Raw genomic sequence first — 19,576 nt, forward strand, 5'->3', positions numbered from 1 at the left:
ACTGCTTTTTTGTAGCTTGTCGTAATCTGCACTAATAAATGAAATATTTTCAAAAAATTGCAGTCTCTTTGTGTTACTCAACAAATTGCTAGACGCTAATGCCTTTTAAAAGGGAGAAGGAAGTATGAATTCAGAAAGCCCAATTAAGCATGTCCGCTGGGCAATCATGTGTTCGGTAATCGGATTTGCATTAACAGGCTGTGCCGACACGCCTTATCGTCCTGCACCGATAACCTCTGTCAATGATAGTTCGTCAAATCGTACCGTTTCTACATCACCTGTTACAACTAACAGTAATGCAGGAGTGGCAACACCTATTGAAAGAGGTTCAACTCCGTTACAAACAACGCCTCCTCCTTCTATTAGAGTGAATAACACAACCGCGCAGCCTCAAAGCCAGCCTCGTACGCAAAATGTTACCCCTCAAAATGTCAATACGGATGGTAGCGGACGCATTGTGTATAACCGTAATTATGACAATATCCCTAAAGGGAATTACAGCGGTAACACTTATACGGTTAAACGTGGCGATACAATGTTTTATATTGCGTGGATCACGGATAGTGATGTAAAAGATTTGGCCTCGATGAACAATATTCCAGAGCCATATAGCTTAAATGTTGGACAAGTACTTAAGATTGGTAACCGTCAAGTTAATACCGGTACCAATACCAATGTAAATACTTCAGTAATTAATAAACCAAGTAGTGAAGGCGTTCAGACGGCACAAACTAAGCCGTCAAATAATAATAGCTCAATGGGGCCGTTGATCACGAAACCAACAACAACGACACCGCCAAAGACAACGACTTCGACACCAACAACTTCGGCAACAACCAGTAATAACACAACGGCAACCTCTAAACCTGCAGCCTCAACAGGTAAATGGGTATGGCCAGCACAAGGTAAAATTATTGAGAGCTACTCAAATGCACCTGGTGGTAATAAAGGTATTGATATTAGTGGTACACGAGGTTCACCCATTGTGGCAACAGCCGCAGGTAAAGTGGTTTATGCAGGGAGCGCATTACGAGGTTATGGTAATTTAGTTATCATTAAACATAATGATGAATATCTCAGTGCTTATGCTCATAACGATACAATCTTGGTACGTGAACAGCAAAATGTAAATGCAGGACAGCAAATTGCGACCATGGGAAGTACTGGTACTAGTTCTGTTCGATTACACTTTGAGATCCGTTATAAAGAAAAATCACTTAACCCAATGAGCTATTTACCTAAAAGATAAATAAACGCTTAACGTTGTTAGTGAATAATCTGAAAATTAAGCCCTTTTGTTAATATTAACAAAAGGGCTTTTTTAGTTATTAAATTAATTAAAACCTTGAAAATAAATTTTTTTCACTAAGTAAGATTGCTTAGTTGGAACGTAAGCAAAATGAGATATTTCTGTCAAATTATAGATAAGATTAAATTAGACTGTTGATTATCGAACAATGAATGAGTATGCTAAAAAACGTTAGTTAAAAGTATGAATAAAAATCTAATGTATTCAAAGATAGTGTATTGAATTAACTTATTGTTTTTATTATAGGTTTGTTTTTTGTCTTATCTTTAGAATAATATATATTATTGAATATTATTTTATTATTGCGGATTTTTGTTTATCTTTTTTTTGATGTACATTGTCACATATTGCTTGTTAAACAGTGAATATACGTATAGATAAATATACGTAAAATAATAATAATTGCTGTTAATAACTAATACTTATAGTTAATAAATATATTGAATAAACTATAAAGTAAATTAACAGTAAAACAGATTATGTTATTTTTTTATTTTGTAATTCGTTACAAGGGAAAATCAGTAAACCCGTTGTGTCGTGACACAGCGATAAACTGGTAAATCGATCTCATTAAGAGCGTCGTTTACCTAAATTATCAAGGGTAGGAGCAGCTGATGAGCCAAAGTACGCTAAGAGTAGACGAGTTATATACTGATGATATTGATGAGAACATGGAAGAGTTCGATGAAGCAGCCGCAACAAAAGAGGCTGAAAATGAATCTGACGCTCAAGATGAAATTGAACTCATTGAAGGAGTCAATCAGCGTGCGTTAGATGCAACTCAGCTCTATTTAGGAGAAATTGGCTATTCTCCATTGTTGAGTGCTGAAGAAGAAGTATTCTTTGCTCGTAGAGCGTTACGAGGTGATATCCCGTCAAGACAACGGATGATAGAGAGTAATCTACGTTTAGTTGTTAAAATATCTCGCCGTTATACGAACCGAGGGTTAGCTCTTCTTGACTTAATTGAAGAAGGTAATTTAGGCCTTATTCGTGCTGTTGAAAAGTTTGATCCTGAAAAAGGATTTCGTTTTTCAACCTATGCCACATGGTGGATACGTCAAACTATTGAACGTGCCATTATGAACCAAACCCGCACTATTCGTCTCCCCATTCATATCGTTAAAGAACTCAATGTCTATTTAAGAACCGCAAGAGAATTAGCACATAAGCTCGATCATGAGCCAAGTGTTGAAGAAATTGCGCAAACGCTGGATAAACCTGTCGATGATGTCAGCAAAATGCTACGTTTAAATGAACGTATTTCTTCTGTTGATACACCGATTGGTGGGGATTCAGATAAAGCCTTACTAGATATTATTTCAGACGAAAATGAAGAAGGGCCAGAAGCAACCATTCAAAATAATAACCTCAAGGAAAATATCGTAAAATGGTTATTTGAATTAAATCCAAAACAGCGTGAAGTATTAGCGCGTCGCTTTGGATTACTGGGTTACGAGGCTGAAACATTAGAAGATGTTGGTCGAGAAATTGGTTTGACAAGAGAGCGGGTTCGTCAGATCCAAGTTGAGGGATTGCGTCGTTTAAAAGATATTCTGCAAGGGCAAGGATTATGCATAGAGGCACTTTTTAAGATGAACTAGTTGCTTTAGGTGCTCAATGCGTTATCAAGCCGATTAGTTAAATTAACTAATCGGCTTTTCTTTTGTTATTTATTTAGCTCTTTTAAGTGATAGAGCAATTCCAACGCTTGTTTTGGAGTTAATGAATCAGGATCAATTTTATTTAATGCTAATTCAACTTCAGAAGGCTCAATATCTGCTAATAACATCAGTTGTGACGTTTCTACATGGCTTGCCCCTGAATGACCTGATAGGGTTTCCAGCTCTTTTAATTTCTGCTTTGCACGGCGGATCACCTCTTTTGGCACACCGGCTAATGCCGCAACCGCTAAACCATAACTTTTACTGGCAGCACCTTCTTGAACACTGTGCATAAAGGCAATAGTCTCACCATGCTCTACCGCATCTAAGTGAATATTGGCAGTGCCTTCTAGTTTTTCTGGCAGTGTTGTTAATTCAAAATAGTGTGTGGCAAAGAGTGTCATTGCTTTAATGCGATTCGCTAAATTTTCGGCACAAGCCCAAGCGAGAGAAAGCCCATCATAAGTAGAAGTGCCTCGGCCAATTTCATCCATTAACACTAAACTGTTTTCAGTGGCATTATGAAGAATGTTTGCGGTTTCTGTCATTTCCACCATAAATGTTGAACGACCTGAAGCCAGATCGTCAGAGGCACCCACGCGGGTAAAAATACGATCAATTGGGCCTATTACCGCTTTTTCTGCGGGCACAAAACTACCAATATAAGCCAGTAGCGTAATTAATGCCGCTTGACGCATATAGGTACTTTTACCGCCCATATTAGGGCCGGTAATAATGAGTAGACGACGTTGAGGCGCGAGTTGTAGAGGGTTTGAGATAAATGGCTCACTCAGTACTTGTTCTACAACAGGGTGACGTCCACCAGTGATTTGAATACCTGTTTTTTCTGTTAATTCAGGGCGTGTATAATTGAGTGATTCTGCACGCTCAGCGAGATTAGCCAGAACATCGGTTTCAGCTAACGCTTCAGCACTGGTTTGTAAGGCGGTTAGATGAGGTAATAGTTTTTCGAAAAGCTCTTCGTAGAGCATTTTTTCAATTGCTAATGCTTTACCTTTAGAGGTTAATACCTTGTCTTCATACTCTTTTAGTTCAGGAATAATATAGCGCTCAGCATTTTTCAGTGTTTGACGACGCACATAGTGCATTGGAACTAAATTGCTTTGGCCGCGACTGACTTGTATGTAGTAACCATGAACCCCATTAAAGCCAACTTTTAAGGTATCAATACCCCATTTTTCACGTTCACGAACTTCAAGCTTTTCAAGATAGTCACTCGCACCGTCAGCCAGTGCTCGCCATTCATCTAATTCTGCATTATAACCAGGGGCTATCACCCCCCCATCGCGTACTAATACGGGTGGTGTTTCAACAATGGCATTTTCCAGTAATTCACGCAACTCATCAAACTGGCTGATACGCTGCTGTAATTCTTTAATATAGGGCATATCCGCCTGATCAAGCACTTGGTGGATATCTTGATATTGTTGAAAGGCATGGCGCATACGTGATAAGTCACGAGGGCGAGCGGAGCGCAATGCTAAACGAGCAAGTACCCGCTCTAAATCACCCACCTGACGTAAAAAAGGCTGTAACTCAAAATAGAGGGGTTGTAAGGCGCTAATCGCATCTTGGCGTTTAATTAATTGTTCACGCTGGCGTAAAGGGGTGTGTATCCAACGTTTGAGCATACGGCTTCCCATTGGGGTCACGCACAGATCAAGTACAGATGCCAAGGTGTTATCACAACCGCCAGCAAGATTTTGGGTTAATTCTAAATTACGGCGAGTGGCTGCATCTAAGATAATGGTATCTTGTGGACGCTCCATGGTAATGCTACGAATATGAGGCAACGCAGTGCGTTGCGTATCTTTAACATATTGTAATAAGCAACCTGCGGCACAAAGTGCAAGTCGGGCATTTTCAACACCAAATCCAGTTAAATCACGGGTTCCAAACTGTAAATTAAGTTGTTGTTTGGCGGTTTCACACTCAAACTCCCAAATTGGACGCCGGCGTAAACCTTGCTGACGCTCAATTAATGCCATTGACTCAAAGGTTTCTGGATAGAGTAGTTCTGCTGGGTGAGTGCGTTGCAGTTCAGCAGCCATACTTTCGCTATCCGGCATTTCAGTGACCCGAAAACGTCCAGAAGTAATATCTAAAGTGGCATAACCAAAAGCGCCATTTTTATCTTGCCAGATAGCGGCTAATAGATTGTCTTGGCGCTCTTCAAGTAGCGCTTCGTCCGTAACGGTGCCCGGTGTGACAATACGGATCACTTTACGTTCAACAGGGCCTTTGCTGGTGGCCGGATCACCAATTTGTTCACAGATGGCAACGGATTCCCCCAATTGCACTAATTTAGCCAGATAATTTTCAACCGCATGATGAGGAACGCCAGCCATAGGAATAGGTTGACCTGCCGACTGACCTCGTTTTGTTAATGAAATATCTAATAAGCGTGAGGCTTTTTTAGCATCATCAAAAAACAGTTCATAAAAGTCACCCATACGATAAAACAGTAAGATTTCTGGGTGCTCTGCCTTAAGCTTAAGATACTGCTGCATCATGGGGGTGTGGGATTCGAAATTTTGGCTGTCAGTCATGGTGTCGTCTTTCTTAACGTATTGAAGTTTATCTCGTTTGTGAGTGTTGGTTGTTAAACTCTATCTGGTTTTATTTCACAAACATCATACGGCATCATACCATAAGGTTTCAGTGTGTTGCTTTAATCATCTAAATATCTTTGCCAATAAAAGTATGATTGATGGCTTATTTTTATGATGTTCTGTGAAAGTGTAGCGTTATGTGTATTTAGACTATACAAATCCACCGTTTGGCTATATTCAGAATAAGTTTGGATTGGTGCTTGCAGAAAACAATAAAGGGCACGGATGCCCTTGTTTTAAAATTTAATCAGGATAGTTGTACCTAAAAGCTACATTTCAACGCCAAGTAACTTAGCTTCTTCTTGTAGTTTTTCTTTGCTAATACTCTTTAATACTTTTACTGAGTCATTCATGCATTGAGAGTTAATATCTTGGCATTGAGAGAAATCACCTGTTTCTTTACCTAATACTTTAGCAAGTAATACTATTTGCTTTATTTCATTAGGTACTTCATTGTTTCCCTTAATAAATTTATTAACAAACTTCATTTGCTCGTTTGTTATTTTTGATGCGACAGCAGGTACCGGTTTGCAATCTTTTAGCCCTGGAGAGCCTATAATTACGCTGTCACCAACACAGGCAAGTGTTATTTTTTGATTCTTATCTAAATCAGCAGCCATATCTCTGTATGGTTTTGCTAGATGAAGTCTTACAGTAGAGAACATCTCTCCTGTGTTTAAGCTAACAACAGGTATATCGCCAATACTTGAGTCTATAGATTTAATAATGCCTGTAATAATAATGTTCTTACCTTTATAGGTTTTATCTCCTCTTGCCTCATTGCTAGCATAAGTCTGTTGCATCTCTCTAGCTGTAACACGAATATAATCTGTAGTTATTTGTGAATCATTACCATTCAGTGAATTCATCACATCATTGTTAATGATTAACTCAGCCATCTTGTATTCTTTGTCTGTCATTGCTATTTTTTGTTCAGAAGATTTTACTGCTTCTGGTTTTTTATCAGAACCATCTTTATCTTTGCCGGCAAATATGCCAATAATGATTAGCACAACAAGAACAATCAACACCCATTTTAAAACTTTCTTCATTTCAATACCCTTTGATGGTTAAACAAAACTTTACAATTCTATTTAACCATCATAAAAGGGGATCGCAAGAAAAAACACAAAATATTAGTTTAATTGGGATTTATAGCACGCCGGTTATTCATATATGCTCGTTTTATAGTCATGTCAGTTCCGCTGATAGATGGATTAATTGATTTTATAGGAACGTTTGTTGTTATGTCTTATTTTACGGTGATATTTAATTGTCATCGATTCCATTCAGCTCATGCTGGTAAAACACCGTATGAAGTTTTAAAAGAATAAGCTTGGTCTTTAAGATTAAATATTAGCCAAGGTTCTGATTGACACACTAAGTTAAGCGACTTTTCAGATTTGCAGTTATCCTGTTGCCCTAATTTAGAAAAACAACTGGCTAATTTTTAACTAGAAAAATAATCTACATTGAATATAAAACAACGATAATAAAATGCACTATCGCCCGTTTGAAGTGAGACTAGTATGAAAAAGAATGAATTAGTTCAAGTAACAAAACCAACTCGTACTCAACTTATTCGTTTGGTAACAACCTCTACGGCGATTGAAACAGGGCAGGAGTCCCGTCGCCTTGAAGAAGAAATGAAAGCAAAGCGTGAGAAGTTTGGGCATTTGAAACTTGCTACTTAGTTATCTTAGACTCATATTTGTGCAGGATATCTATTTCGCTAGATACGCTTTCTTTTATTGAGTATTGAGCAAGTTACTTCGCTATTCCCCTGCAGAGGTAAACATAAAGCCGCTTTTACTAATATTCATCGTGCGTAAGTAATAAGCATAAAGGTATTTCTCTATTCTAGAGTTATAGCAATCTATATACGTACAAGCTTGTAAAACTAAAGGGTGATCGCCTTAGCTCTACTTAGATGCAATAATGGGTACGCTCTTCCTTGATTATCCAACTCCGAACGTCCAGATATTTGAAAGCCCATATGCTGATAAAAACCGACGGCTTGCTGATTTTGTTCATTGACATCAACGCTTAAATTAGGATGAAGAGTTAATGCGTGTGATATTAACTGTTTTCCTATCCCTAACCCGCGTGCTGATGCATCGATAAAAAGTGCCTCTAGATGACCGTCATGTAAAAACATAAAGCCGAGTGGGCGATCTTCTTGATTAGTAGCAACCCATACCGGTGTTTCGGAAAAAAAACCGATAACTTCTTTTTCAATCTCTTGGCGATCGTTAGCTGTCAGAAAGTCATGTGTAGCATCGACTGAATTTTTCCAGATTTGTATGATTTCTGGTGCTTCTGAGGGGCGTGATATTCTAATTTTTAACATTTTTTACCTTTAGATAGACCTATTATATTAAAATAAACTTATACTAATGATATTAATGTCATTTTTTCTGATAAAAAAGTTATTTTTAAGTGTTGGAGCTAATCTAGAGGATATTTATTTTTTATAAAATATTATCATATGGTTATAAATTAAAATATAAAGCCATCAGCCGGTATCGTTCTTACCTTAAACAATCCCTTTTTTAATAAGTCGGATAAATATGTGATCTATTACTAACTTTACTGTGCTAAGTTTGACGATATAAATATCCCATGTTAACGTCCTAGTAAACGTAGGGATTGTAATAGTACCTAGCTTACTACACAAAACCCATTTGTAGATGAAAAGTATTTTTTGTCTACAAATGGGTTTTTGCGTTTTTAAGCCTTAATAAAAGAAAATTTTTGAGCATGCCAGATGAACATGAAAATTAAAAAAATATTAAATAACAGTGTTGTGATCTCTCTGGATGAAGCAGAAAAAGAAATTATCGTCATGGGAAAAGGGATTGCCTACGCCAAAAAAGTAGGTGATGAGATAACATCTGAACAAATAACCAAAAAATTTATCTTAAGCCCTAAAAATTGTCCGCAGAGAGTGCTCGATCTTTTATCGAATATTACGTTGGATTACGTAGAAATTGCGGACAATATTATTCAGTATGCAAAAGAAAAAATGACCTTAGATACACAAGATAGTATCTATATTGCATTGATCGACCATATTCAAGCCAGCATTGAACGGTATAAAGAAGGGACCTTTATAAGAAATAAAATATTGTGGGAGATAAAAAATTTCTATAGTGAAGAGTTTGATATTGGTCTTTATGGCTTAAAATTAATTAATGATAGATTTAACATTTCAATGCCAGAAGATGAAGCAGGATTTATTGCATTACATATCGCCAGTATTAGAACAAACGATAATATTCAGCAAACCTACAAAGTGACCCACTTTATCCAAAGCATTACTAATATAGTCAAATATTATTTAAATATAGAGTACGACATAGGATCGTTAAATTATCGTCGTTTTGTGACACATCTTCGCTATTTCTCCATCCGATTATTTTCACAACCTGAAAATGATCACGAACCTTTAGAAAATGAATTACTCGATATAATAAAAGACAAGTACCATCAACCTTATATGTGCTGTTTGAAAATAAGTAAATTTATTAAAGATAAATATAATTGCACCTTAGATGACAATGAAATTTTATATCTAATAATCCATATTGCAAAAATTGCAGAGGATAATAAAAAGATGAATAAATAAAAAATATGCCGTAATAATAAATCATTTAAATTTAGTTGGTTAGGCGATAACCAACTCTATCCATATATCTTTAATTTATTTTTACAGAATAAATAAAAGGCAATGCTATGAATTATAAAGAATTTGCAAAACAAATTCTCGCTATTGTTGGTGGCGAGGATAATATAAAGTCATTAGTACACTGCTCGACTCGATTACGTTTTACATTACATAATGAAGATAAAATTGATCCTTCAAAAGCCAAAGCAAATAGTAAAATATTATCTGATGTGATGAAGGGAGGACAATATCAACTGGTTATCGGTAATGATGTTGATAAAGTATTTAATGAACTAACAAAAATGATAAAAACAAATAATACTCCTCATGATAATAATAAAGACCAGAAGAAACAGTCTATCGTAAATAAAATATTATCAGCAATTACTGGCTCTATCGCTCCGGTTATCCCTCTGTTAGCGGGTGCCGGTATGGGGAAAGTGTTACTTATTGTATTAACGATGCTAGGTTGGTTGGATAAAAGTGACCAAACCTATTATATCCTTAACTTTATCTTTAATACGGCCTTCTATTTTATGCCGGTATTTATTGGTTTCTCGGCGGCGAAAATATTTAATTGTAACCAATATTTAGCTGCAATGGTCTGTTTGGCGATGGTCAGTCCTGAATGGACAAGCTTAGTTAAAGCCGGTGAGCCTGTCGAGTTTATGCATATTCCTGTCGCTTTGGTTAAATATTCATCTCAACTGATCCCTGCTTTAATTACTGTTTGGATGATGTCTTATATAGAACGCTTTATTGTTCGTATTGTGCCAGAAATGGTTAAAGTATTTATGGTGCCTTTATTGGTGATTTTAGTTTCGACACCCATTGCGTTGATTGCGGTCGGTCCTGTCACTTCATGGTTCGCTCAATTAATTGCTGATGGGGTGATCTTAATCCAAGAGCACACCGGTTTTATTGCTATTCCATTATTAGTGGCTATTTATCCATGGTTAGTATCTATTGGTATGCATAAAGCACTTAGTCCTGTCAGTATTATGTTAGTGGAGCAAAAAGGTTTTGACCCGATTATTCGTGTGATGGCGCTATGCTCCAACATGTCTCAGGCTGCTGCTTCTTTAGCTGTTTCTGTGCGTACTAAAAACAAAACCTTAAAACAATTAGCTTTTTCTGCCAGTATTACCGCCTTTTTTGGTGGTATAACTGAACCCGCTATGTATGGGGTTAACCTCAAACTGAAAAAACCAATGTACGCTTGTATGATTGGTGGTGCTATTGCAGGATTATTTGCTGGTATTGTTAAGTTAAAAGCGTTTGTCTATGTCACTCCGGGGTTATTAAGTTTACCAATGTGGATATCTGATACAGATAACCAAGTAGTAAATGCAATAATCACCTTATTGATTGCCAGTGTAGCCACTTTTATTGCAACGCTTATTATTGGTTTTGATGATCCTACTGACGATCCAATCCGTGACGAAGAAGAAAATAATAAACAAGCTGCATCAACCAACAAAAAACCACAAATAGCGAATAGTAAATTACCTGTTGGGTTAATTTCACCTCTGCAAGGTAAAACGGTTGCACTTTCAGAGGTTAATGATGAAACATTTGCCTCTGGCATTATGGGACCTGGCATGGCAATTATCCCCACAACAGGAAAAGTGATTGCACCTGCAGATGGCGTTGTTGATATTACCTTTTCTTCTGGTCATGCGATTGGCTTAACACTGGTTAACAATATTGAAATGCTGATCCATGTGGGGATTGATACCGTTAACTTAGCGGGACAGCACTTCACATGCTGTGTCGTTAAAGGTCAGAAGGTGACAAAAGGTGATACGCTAATTGAATTTGATTTAGATGCGATAATAGCCGCAGGCTATGATCCAACAACGATGATCATCATTACTAATGATGATCATAAGCTAGACGTTGTTCAGACCGATAAAAAACATGTCGACCAAAATACAGTTTTACTAACCGTGGGTTAAAACAATATGAATAACAAGCTTATGGTAACTAACGATTATTGCGCGACTATTTTTAATGGAAGAATTAACAGAGGTACTTCTTCATGATCTATGCTGATTTACATGTTCACACAAACCATAGTGATGGTGTTTGTGAAATAAAAGATGTCCTTGAAAATGCATTTAGAAACGGCATTAAGACTATTGCGATCACCGATCACGATACTACCAATCATTATGACGAAATTTACCGAGAAGGGGAGCGTCTTGGATTAAATATCGTCAAAGGTGTTGAAATGAGTTGTTATGACTTTGACGTTTATAAAAAAGTCCATGTAGTGGGACTTTGGCTTAACGAAAAAACGCCCAACGTTGACAAGCTGTGTGATAACACTCTCAACTGTCGTGATCAGTTTCACCGAGAATTAATATTATCTCTCAATCAACAAGGCTACGATATTTGTTATGAAGATGCGAAAAAGTTCTCAAAATATAATATCGTTTTTAAAATGAATATATTCCAAGCATTGAGAGAAAAATATCCAGAGGAAATGACCAAAGAGCGTTATAAACAACTTTTTGGCTCTAAAACAAAAATAGAAACAGACTTAAAAATGGGGTATATCCCTGTTGATGAAGGAATTGCTGCTATCTTACAAGACGGTGGTATTCCTATACTTGCTCACCCATGTGTCTATGACAACTATGATGAAATAGAAAAATATGTCCAGTTTGGATTGAAAGGATTAGAAATAAGTCATTCTAGAATGAAACCTATCGACTATGAACTGACCCAAAACTATGCTAATAAATTTGGTTTGCTAAAAAGTGGCGGTAGTGACTTCCATGATCCTGCGTTACTTAAATTTGGCGATTTTGGCCTAAATCAAACACAATTTGAGACCTTAAAAAAGGACGCAAATAAATAAGTAATGATCTGACTTGATATAATGAAACGATTAAACGCCCAGATGGTTTATTGGGCGTTATCTTTAAGCCCCCACATTGTCTTTTTTCACATTATCCAACCCATTTTACATCTTCTTTTTCTGCTTGGTCGTCTGATTTTTAATCGACAATGTCAGTAAACCCTGTTACTAATCTTATTTTTGAGATAGACACCAGCTATTTTTATATCTGAATTAGTATGATTTTAAAAAAATTGATTTGCGAATTTGAGCAAAACCGATTTTTCTCATCATAATTTTTACCCACTTTGATGGGGATATCTAATCAATATAGCCGTGTTATTTTAAGCAAAATGAACGTTGTAATTATTAAAAAAACATCAATTACTTAATTTTATCTTATTGAGATGCTCTTTTTTTGATTGTAAATATATCGCAAAAATTAAAGCAAACTAAATTAATTTAACTTAAGTGAAAATAATTAACACGTGTTGCGTGTAAAATTGCATTTATTAACGAATTTAGACTAAGTAATTTTACTATTGAATTTATTCATTTTTTTCTACATACATGAAACAAAAAATAGATAAATATTTAACAAACAATAGTTGTAAACTATCGTATTTTGATTATCTATCGTTTTAAACATGTTTACATAAATTGATAAGCAAACTATTGTCTCTGCAAATCAGATGTAAATCGTATTTTAAATTTTTCTATTTAAATTTATTAATGAGAATAAAGTAAGTGGTAATTTACATATACGAAGGTGGCTTTTCATGAATATCGATAAGAATAGAGGATCTGATTCTTTATTATTAAGGAAGAATATTGGAAATTTTATTAGAGAATCTCGTATACGTAAATCTCTAACAGGAGCCCAATTAGGCGAATTACTTGATGTGAGTCAGCAACAAATATCAAGATATGAAAATGGAATAACAAGTATCAATATTGAAACATTAGATATGATATTAAAATTATTGGATGCTGACTGGTCTGAGTTTTATCGAAAAGTTCTTGTCGTAGATATTATAAAACATAAATTAAAAAATAGTGATTCGTTTCCATTCTATTTGCGTGTTTAGATGATTTATATCATCTGTATAAATACAGTTTAAATTTTATATAAAAATTTAAATAGTCATAAGTTTTTAAAAGTAATGGAAGTAACAATATCATCTCTGGATGGGATGAGGATAATGTGTGTAACTATATATCATAGTTAATTTTTTAACGCTTTAATTCCTACGTTAAATATAAAGGTAAAAATATGAAATTGAATAAATTAGCGATGTTCGCTATTGCATCAATGGCTTTTTCTGCGACTGTTGCTCAAGCGGCTTCAGGTGATGGTACTATTACTTTCACTGGTAAAGTTATTGATGCACCTTGTGGTATTGCTACCGAAAGTGCTAACCAAGCTATCGATTTTGGTCAAATCAGCAAAAGCCTATTAGAGAAAGATGGTATTTCTCAAGTTAAACAAATCCCAATTAAATTGGTTAATTGTGATTTAACTAAAGCCGGTTCTGATACTGGTGCTGCAGGTTCTTATAAAGGCGTAAAAGTAACCTTTAATGGAAATACTATTACTGGTGCAACAGAAGAGTTAGCAACAACTGGTAATACAGGGACTGCTATTGTTATTTCAGGAACAACAACTGGTTCAATGGTTAAATTCAATGAAGCAGGTGAATTACAAGCACTGGGTAATAATGATAATACGCTGATGTATACAGCTTGGGCTAAGAAAGCAACAAACGGAACAATTGCTGAAGGTGAGTTTAACGCTACAACAAACTTCACATTAGCCTATGAATAAAAAATATTAAATTTAACGAGAGCAGTTAATCTGCTCTCGATTATTTAAGGCCAAAATCTATGTTTAAAAAAATCATAATATTATTATTTTTCACTAAAATCTTTTCAACATATGCAAGCGGAGCTGTATTGGATAAATATATCCCATCAGATAAAGTTTGGTGGCAAGGAACAGCAAAGTTTTTAGGAAAAGTAATTTCGCCTGCTTGCACATTAGATATGGATAGTAAATATCAATTGGTTGATCTAGGTACTATACCTGTTAATAAAATGAACAATAATGATGACTTATTAGCGAGTAAAAAAATAAAAATAAAATTATCTGATTGCCAATTTATTAATAAGACTAAAAATATCGATAAAGTGAAAGGCGTTACGTTAACATTTTATTCAGATGTTAGTGGATCTAAAGCTGATTTATTTTCATTTAATAACAGTGATGAAGTCTATTTTAAAATAATAGATGAATATGGATATAGCGTTAATTCTGGAGAGTCATTACCATTAATATATGTTGATGGGGATAATACATATCTATATTACAAAATAGACGTTGTAAAAAAGTTGGATGTAATTACTCCTGGTGATTATTATGCAAGCGTTTTATTCAAAATAAATTATGAATGATTAGCTGCTTTCAACTTCTCATTAAAACTTTAAGACTTAAATAATTAAGGTTATTAGCCAATATGAACAGAGAGAATATGAGTGGAAGATCTACAAGCATTTTGGCAACTATATTATTTATAATTTATTCTCAAAATGTATATTCTGTAGAGTTTAACTTAGATGTTGTTGACTCTAAATCTAAAGATAATATTAACTTTGCTAGGTTTAGTGAAGCCGGTTATATTTTACCGGGTAAATATCAGCTTAACTTAGTACTTAATGGACAAGGGATCGGTTCATCAACATATACTGTTAACGTATTAGAAAGAGAAAATAAATCTCAAGATGAAAATAAAAAACTGTTATCTCAAGCCTGTTTAACAGGTGATATTATTTCATCTTTAGGATTAAAGGAAAAAATAGAAAATAATCTACCAACATGGAATGATGGAAAATGTATTGACTTATTAAGCCTAGATGGTGTTGAAGTTACAACAAAATTAAATGAAGGTATATTATCAATTAAAATACCTCAAATATGGCTTGAGTATACAAGTGCTACTTGGTTACCACCATCTCGCTGGGATGATGGGATCTCAGGTTTGATCCTTGATTATAATATTAACACCAATGTTAATATCCCTCATGAAGGAAGCAATACGCAAAGTATTTATTACAATGGTACTGTTGGTTATAACTTCGGTAGCTGGCGTATTCGTTCTGATTATCAAGGGAATTATAATCGAACCTCTGGTGATGCGGAAAACAATAAAGATTTATTAAATTTTACTCGAGTTTATGGATATCGCGCGATCCGCAGTTTAAAGTCTAACCTAACCATCGGTGAAAACTTTATAAACTCCAATATATTTAATTCCTGGCGTTATACGGGGATTAGTTTAGAAAGTGATGATCGGATGCTCTCTCCTCAACTAAGGGGATATGCACCACAAGTTACAGGGATCGCTGAAACTAACGCAAGGGTAGTTGTTAAGCATCAAGGACGTATTCTTTACGATTCAACAGTACCCGCAGGTCCATTTGCCATTCAAGATTTAGACAGTTCGGTGCGTGGTAAATTGGATGTTGAGATTATTGAGCAAAATGGAAAGACGAATAAATTTCAAATTGATACAGCCTATGTTCCTTATTTAACAAGACCGGGACAAGTTCGTTATAAGGTTGTTGCAGGACGCTCTAGAGATAAATTACATAATACAGAAGGACCTATATTTGGTACGACTGAAGCTGCTTTTGGTTTAAGTAATGCTTGGACTATGTATGGTGGTACCATTTTCGCCGGTGATTATAATAGTGTAGCACTTGGGGTTGGGCGCGATATGTTCGCTTTCGGTGCGGTATCTGCCGATATTACACAATCTTATGCACGATTACCTGATCGTGGCACTATGCAAGGTAAGTCATGGCGAGTCAGTTACTCTAAACGTTTTGATAATTTGGATGCGGATGTAACCTTCGCTGGATACCGATTTAATGAACGTAATTATATGACGATGCAAAATTATTTAGATGCACGTTATCGTGATGATTTTACTGGAAAAGAGAAAGAACTCTATACAGTAACCTTTAATAAAGGTCTTTCTGAATATAACACATCAATTGGGGTGCAATATAATCATCAGACATATTGGGATCAAAGTAATTCCGATTATTATTCTATTAACTTAAATAAATATATGGATGTTTTTGCAGTTAAAAATATTTCATTAAATTTATCTGCATCGAGATCTAAATACTATGGCAAAGATAATGATGTCTTCTTTGCGAGAGTCAGTATTCCATTAGAGAATAATAGAGGATTTATAAATTATGATGGCTCAAGAAATTCGGGGAACTATACGCATAATATAGGGTACTTTAATACCACGGAAGATAACTTAGCTAATTATAATTTAAATGTTTCAACGACATATGGCGATGATATGGATAGTAGTTCAAGCTTCTCTGGCTATTATGGACGCTATACTTCAATCGCTAATATTAATGCGAATGCCACTATCTCAAATAAAAATACCTCATCATTTGGTTTTTCTGCTAATGGGGGCTTAACGATTACCGCTAAAGGAGCAGCACTTCACCCAGATGGATTTAATGGTGGTACTCGCTTATTAGTTGATACTGAAGGTGTTGCAGGAGTACCAGTCGATGGTGGCCGTGTAACAACCAATAATTGGGGTTATGGTGTTGTTACCGATATTAATAGTTATTATCGCAATGAAACAACGATCGATTTAACTAAATTACCTAATAATATAGAAGCGACACAGGCGATTGTAGAATCTTCATTAACTGAAGGTGCTATTGGTTATAGAAAATTTGAAGTGTTAAAAGGTGAGAAGGCCTTTGCAATAATTAGGTTAGCTGATAACTCTTATCCACCATTTGGTTCAATAATTAGTAATGCTAAAGGGCGAGAGCTAGGAATAATTAGTGATGATGGTTTTGCTTGGCTAACAGGTATTAACCCAAATGAAGAAATTAGAGTATCTTGGGGAGCTGAACAACAATGTGTCGCTAAACTTCCAAATAAAATAGAACCGAGTAATAAGATATTATTATTGTGTGAAAAATAAATATCGGTAATTAATAAACGACAAAGGTCTTGAAATGAAAAAAATATCATTTTTATTATTAGGATTAATGGTTACATCAAACTCCTATGCAGCAATTTCTTTAGATAGAACAAGAGCTATATACGAAGGTGGGTCAAATGCATTAGTTATTAATATTACTAATGATAATAAACAATTACCTTATTTAGCCCAAACATGGATTGAAAATGATAAAAATGAAAAAATTGAGCTAGGGCCATTAATTGCCACACCATTAGTTCAGCGATTAGAGCCTGGTGATAAAGCGTTAATTAAAGTATCTGCGACACCAGATATTGAAAAGTTACCTAACGATAGAGAAACATTATTTTATTTTAATGTTAGAGAAGTTCCACCTAAAGCTGAAGACAATAATGTATTACAAATTGCCTTGCATACAAAAATAAAATTGTTTTATAGACCTAAACAAATATTGAGAGAGCCAAATGCTATTTGGCAAGATCAATTAGTTTTAAATAAGCTATCTGACGGTTATGAAATAGAGAATCCAACACCTTATTACGTCACTGTATTCGGTATTGGTGGTTCAAAGAAAGAAGCGGTTGATTCTGAGTTTAATGCAGTCATGATTGCCCCTAAATCATCACAAAGGGTTAATAGTAAAGTGTACTCAACGCCATACTTATCTTATATAAATGATTATGGTGGAAGACCGACAATTAAATTTCAATGTCAAGCTAATCGTTGTGTAGCAGAGAAAAAATAAAAACTGATTTTGGAGATAGAAAGGTGAAGAATAGAAAATTTATTTTTATGTTGATGCTTTACATTAATGGCCTTTTTATTTCTCAAATTGGCTTTGCAGAACCTGTTGCTCGAGATAAATCATTCTTTAATATTAATAGAGCAAAAATTGATTTTTATAATCAAAATGAAAAAAATCAACATGGTTTTATATATATAAAAGGCTCATTTTTAAATGCTCCTTGTGAGCTTATTTCGAATGAAATTAGTTTAAAAGAGCTATACATAAAAGATATTGATGTCGTTATTGGTGGTTGTAATATTTATAGTGATTTTAAAAACAGCTCAACTAGTAAACCTGCGTTTACTAGTGTGTTAAGTTTCACAAATAAAATCAACGATAACGTAGAAAATATTGATATAAGAATGAATAGATTAAAGCATTATAAAGATAATGTTATTTTGAATTACCTCTTTTCAGATGAAATAAAGAGAAATATTCTTGACCGGAAGTTAAATATATTAACTCTTAAATTGCAGTATAATTAATTTAAGGTAGATCATATGGTTATTTATTTTTATAGAGAATGGGTAAAAATATTATTTTTTATGCTTATTTTTTTACCTGTTGCAAATGCGGCTACAACAATGAATTTTGATGGTACTTTGATTGATACGCCATGTAGAATTGATCAACCAAGTTTAAATCAAAATGTGGTTTTTTTAAATAGCACACCAAGGGATTATTGGAAATATCCTGCGGTTAGACCTGCAGAAAAATTTACCATTAAACTGATCCAGTGTGATGCAAAATCGTTATGGAAATCAGTGAAAATTAAATTTAATGGGCAGCCAGAGCCAGAGATGGGGGCTGAACAACAAAAGTACCTTACACTTTCATCTGGCGTTAATAAAAGTAAGTTAGCCATTGGATTAATTGATATAGATGGAAACCAACGTATTACTTTAGGTGAAAACCATAACGGTGGAAATGGAACTCAACTTAACGATGGCACGATGTTGCTGACCTTTAATGCATTTGTTGAAGCGACACCAAAAGCAATACAGGAAAAAAGTGTTGTACCTGGAGTTTATAATGCCACGGTAGAATTTGAGGTTTCTTATGAATAAAAGTAAATATTTTATACTGCCTATTTTTTTATATTTACTATCAGGAACTGCACGGGCAGTTGATATAAATATAGCTATTACAGGCGCTATTTATGTTCCACCTTGTGTTGTTAATAATAATATTCCTATACAGTTTTCTTTTAATCAAATAATGACTTATAAAGTCGATGGTCAAACAAGCGCTATCACAAAAAATATTCCTATTACATGTACTTATTTTAAGGGCTCACCTTACGTTAAAGTATCTGGCATTCAGTTAGCTGGAGCGCCTGATAATGTGCTTAAAGTTTCCGCAGATAGCGTGAATTCAAATCGATTTGGCCTTGCCTTATATCAAGGAGAGAGTGTTGATGAGAATAATCCTTTGCGTTTGAATGGTTCAGCCCCTCGAGGTTATGCCATTACAAAAGGTTTTTCTAATACAGGGCAAGACAGGAGCCAATTTACTATTACTGCTGTTCCTTTTAAAACAGGTACTGCTGATTTATCTCCTGGAAATTTTACGGCCTCCGCATCATTAAGCATTGTTTATAACTAAACCTAAAACAGAGTCAATGATGAGTATCAGAGACTGAGG

At 35.0% G+C, this 19,576-nt stretch carries 17 protein-coding genes; 14 read left to right on the forward strand and 3 right to left on the reverse strand.

Annotated features, from left to right (window positions below; all coding sequences use genetic code 11):
- The first annotated feature begins 124 nt into the window (after positions 1–124).
- Both nlpD and rpoS read left to right on the forward strand, forming a co-directional pair.
- A complete protein-coding gene (gene nlpD / locus HMPREF3129_RS00105) occupies positions 125–1,249 on the forward strand; it encodes a murein hydrolase activator NlpD (RefSeq protein ID WP_036918938.1) in 1,125 nt (374 codons plus the stop codon).
- 674 nt (positions 1,250–1,923) lie between these two features.
- Positions 1,924–2,913: an RNA polymerase sigma factor RpoS gene (rpoS, locus tag HMPREF3129_RS00110; RefSeq protein ID WP_004244343.1), complete on the forward strand. Its 990-nt coding sequence runs from the start codon at positions 1,924–1,926 to the stop codon at positions 2,911–2,913.
- Positions 2,914–2,978: 65 nt separating this feature from the next.
- On the opposite strand, the gene mutS is transcribed toward rpoS, so the two are convergent.
- Positions 2,979–5,543: a DNA mismatch repair protein MutS gene (mutS, locus tag HMPREF3129_RS00115; protein ID WP_017627877.1), complete on the reverse strand. Its 2,565-nt coding sequence runs from the start codon at positions 5,541–5,543 to the stop codon at positions 2,979–2,981.
- Positions 5,544–5,875: 332 nt separating this feature from the next.
- Complete coding sequence (locus tag HMPREF3129_RS00120) at positions 5,876–6,658, reverse strand: OB-fold protein (protein WP_036905079.1); 783 nt, start codon at positions 6,656–6,658, stop codon at positions 5,876–5,878.
- Positions 6,659–7,135: 477 nt separating this feature from the next.
- Between HMPREF3129_RS00120 and HMPREF3129_RS18580 the strand changes: the two genes are divergently transcribed.
- Entirely contained in the window at positions 7,136–7,300 is a 165-nt protein-coding gene (locus tag HMPREF3129_RS18580) for a hypothetical protein (protein ID WP_175437858.1), read from the forward strand.
- Between the two features lie 206 nt (positions 7,301–7,506).
- Here HMPREF3129_RS18580 and HMPREF3129_RS00125 read toward each other — a convergent pair whose 3' ends face one another.
- Entirely contained in the window at positions 7,507–7,956 is a 450-nt protein-coding gene (locus HMPREF3129_RS00125; RefSeq protein ID WP_036918935.1) for an acetyltransferase, read from the reverse strand.
- Between the two features lie 417 nt (positions 7,957–8,373).
- On the opposite strand from HMPREF3129_RS00125, the gene licT reads away from it, so the two are divergent.
- From licT to HMPREF3129_RS00180, 11 genes are all read left to right on the forward strand, one after another.
- Positions 8,374–9,234 (forward strand): BglG family transcription antiterminator LicT, encoded by an 861-nt coding sequence (gene licT / locus HMPREF3129_RS00130; protein WP_004244338.1) that lies wholly within the window; start codon positions 8,374–8,376, stop codon positions 9,232–9,234.
- Between the two features lie 107 nt (positions 9,235–9,341).
- Positions 9,342–11,231 (forward strand): beta-glucoside-specific PTS transporter subunit IIABC, encoded by a 1,890-nt coding sequence (locus tag HMPREF3129_RS00135; RefSeq protein WP_036918933.1) that lies wholly within the window; start codon positions 9,342–9,344, stop codon positions 11,229–11,231.
- A gap of 83 nt (positions 11,232–11,314) precedes the next feature.
- The gene (locus tag HMPREF3129_RS00140) at positions 11,315–12,139 is read left to right on the forward strand and encodes a PHP domain-containing protein (RefSeq protein ID WP_004244334.1); all 825 of its coding nucleotides are present in this window, start codon (positions 11,315–11,317) and stop codon (positions 12,137–12,139) included.
- A gap of 758 nt (positions 12,140–12,897) precedes the next feature.
- The gene (locus HMPREF3129_RS00145) at positions 12,898–13,206 is read left to right on the forward strand and encodes a helix-turn-helix domain-containing protein (protein WP_004244333.1); all 309 of its coding nucleotides are present in this window, start codon (positions 12,898–12,900) and stop codon (positions 13,204–13,206) included.
- A gap of 185 nt (positions 13,207–13,391) precedes the next feature.
- The gene (locus HMPREF3129_RS00150; RefSeq protein ID WP_004244332.1) at positions 13,392–13,943 is read left to right on the forward strand and encodes a fimbrial protein; all 552 of its coding nucleotides are present in this window, start codon (positions 13,392–13,394) and stop codon (positions 13,941–13,943) included.
- Positions 13,944–14,002: 59 nt separating this feature from the next.
- On the forward strand, positions 14,003–14,569 hold the full coding sequence (locus HMPREF3129_RS00155; RefSeq protein ID WP_036918929.1) for a fimbrial protein: 567 nt from the start codon (positions 14,003–14,005) through the stop codon (positions 14,567–14,569).
- 77 nt (positions 14,570–14,646) lie between these two features.
- On the forward strand, positions 14,647–17,145 hold the full coding sequence (locus tag HMPREF3129_RS00160) for a PapC/FimD family outer membrane usher protein (RefSeq protein ID WP_004248675.1): 2,499 nt from the start codon (positions 14,647–14,649) through the stop codon (positions 17,143–17,145).
- Between the two features lie 34 nt (positions 17,146–17,179).
- A complete protein-coding gene (locus HMPREF3129_RS00165) occupies positions 17,180–17,890 on the forward strand; it encodes a fimbrial biogenesis chaperone (RefSeq protein WP_004244325.1) in 711 nt (236 codons plus the stop codon).
- A 23-nt stretch (positions 17,891–17,913) separates the two neighbouring features.
- Positions 17,914–18,417 carry a fimbrial protein gene (locus HMPREF3129_RS00170; protein WP_170832178.1) on the forward strand — a complete coding sequence of 168 codons (504 nt, stop codon included), beginning with the start codon at positions 17,914–17,916 and terminating at the stop codon, positions 18,415–18,417.
- Between the two features lie 15 nt (positions 18,418–18,432).
- Positions 18,433–18,999, forward strand: a complete 567-nt coding sequence (locus HMPREF3129_RS00175; RefSeq protein WP_004244323.1) for a fimbrial protein — start codon at positions 18,433–18,435, stop codon at positions 18,997–18,999.
- Positions 18,992–19,537 (forward strand): fimbrial protein, encoded by a 546-nt coding sequence (locus HMPREF3129_RS00180; RefSeq protein ID WP_004244322.1) that lies wholly within the window; start codon positions 18,992–18,994, stop codon positions 19,535–19,537. The genes HMPREF3129_RS00175 and HMPREF3129_RS00180 overlap by 8 nt, the downstream gene beginning before the upstream one ends.
- Positions 19,538–19,576: the final 39 nt, after the last annotated feature.

The sequence above is a fragment of the Proteus sp. HMSC14B05 genome, assembly GCF_001808035.1.
In the GTDB taxonomy this organism is placed as follows: Bacteria; Pseudomonadota; Gammaproteobacteria; order Enterobacterales; family Enterobacteriaceae; genus Proteus; species Proteus mirabilis.

Coding starts and splice junctions, on each gene's coding strand:
- HMPREF3129_RS00160 (WP_004248675.1), top strand. CDS start 14,647: ATGAGTGGAAGATCTACAAGCATTTTGGCAACTATATTATTTATAATT.
- HMPREF3129_RS00125 (WP_036918935.1), bottom strand. CDS start 7,956: ATGTTAAAAATTAGAATATCACGCCCCTCAGAAGCACCAGAAATCATA.
- licT (WP_004244338.1), top strand. CDS start 8,374: ATGAACATGAAAATTAAAAAAATATTAAATAACAGTGTTGTGATCTCT.
- mutS (WP_017627877.1), bottom strand. CDS start 5,543: ATGACTGACAGCCAAAATTTCGAATCCCACACCCCCATGATGCAGCAG.
- HMPREF3129_RS00180 (WP_004244322.1), top strand. CDS start 18,992: ATGAATAAAAGTAAATATTTTATACTGCCTATTTTTTTATATTTACTA.
- HMPREF3129_RS00145 (WP_004244333.1), top strand. CDS start 12,898: ATGAATATCGATAAGAATAGAGGATCTGATTCTTTATTATTAAGGAAG.
- HMPREF3129_RS00150 (WP_004244332.1), top strand. CDS start 13,392: ATGAAATTGAATAAATTAGCGATGTTCGCTATTGCATCAATGGCTTTT.
- HMPREF3129_RS00120 (WP_036905079.1), bottom strand. CDS start 6,658: ATGAAGAAAGTTTTAAAATGGGTGTTGATTGTTCTTGTTGTGCTAATC.
- HMPREF3129_RS00135 (WP_036918933.1), top strand. CDS start 9,342: ATGAATTATAAAGAATTTGCAAAACAAATTCTCGCTATTGTTGGTGGC.
- nlpD (WP_036918938.1), top strand. CDS start 125: ATGAATTCAGAAAGCCCAATTAAGCATGTCCGCTGGGCAATCATGTGT.
- HMPREF3129_RS00155 (WP_036918929.1), top strand. CDS start 14,003: ATGTTTAAAAAAATCATAATATTATTATTTTTCACTAAAATCTTTTCA.
- HMPREF3129_RS18580 (WP_175437858.1), top strand. CDS start 7,136: ATGAAAAAGAATGAATTAGTTCAAGTAACAAAACCAACTCGTACTCAA.
- rpoS (WP_004244343.1), top strand. CDS start 1,924: ATGAGCCAAAGTACGCTAAGAGTAGACGAGTTATATACTGATGATATT.
- HMPREF3129_RS00140 (WP_004244334.1), top strand. CDS start 11,315: ATGATCTATGCTGATTTACATGTTCACACAAACCATAGTGATGGTGTT.
- HMPREF3129_RS00165 (WP_004244325.1), top strand. CDS start 17,180: ATGAAAAAAATATCATTTTTATTATTAGGATTAATGGTTACATCAAAC.
- HMPREF3129_RS00175 (WP_004244323.1), top strand. CDS start 18,433: ATGGTTATTTATTTTTATAGAGAATGGGTAAAAATATTATTTTTTATG.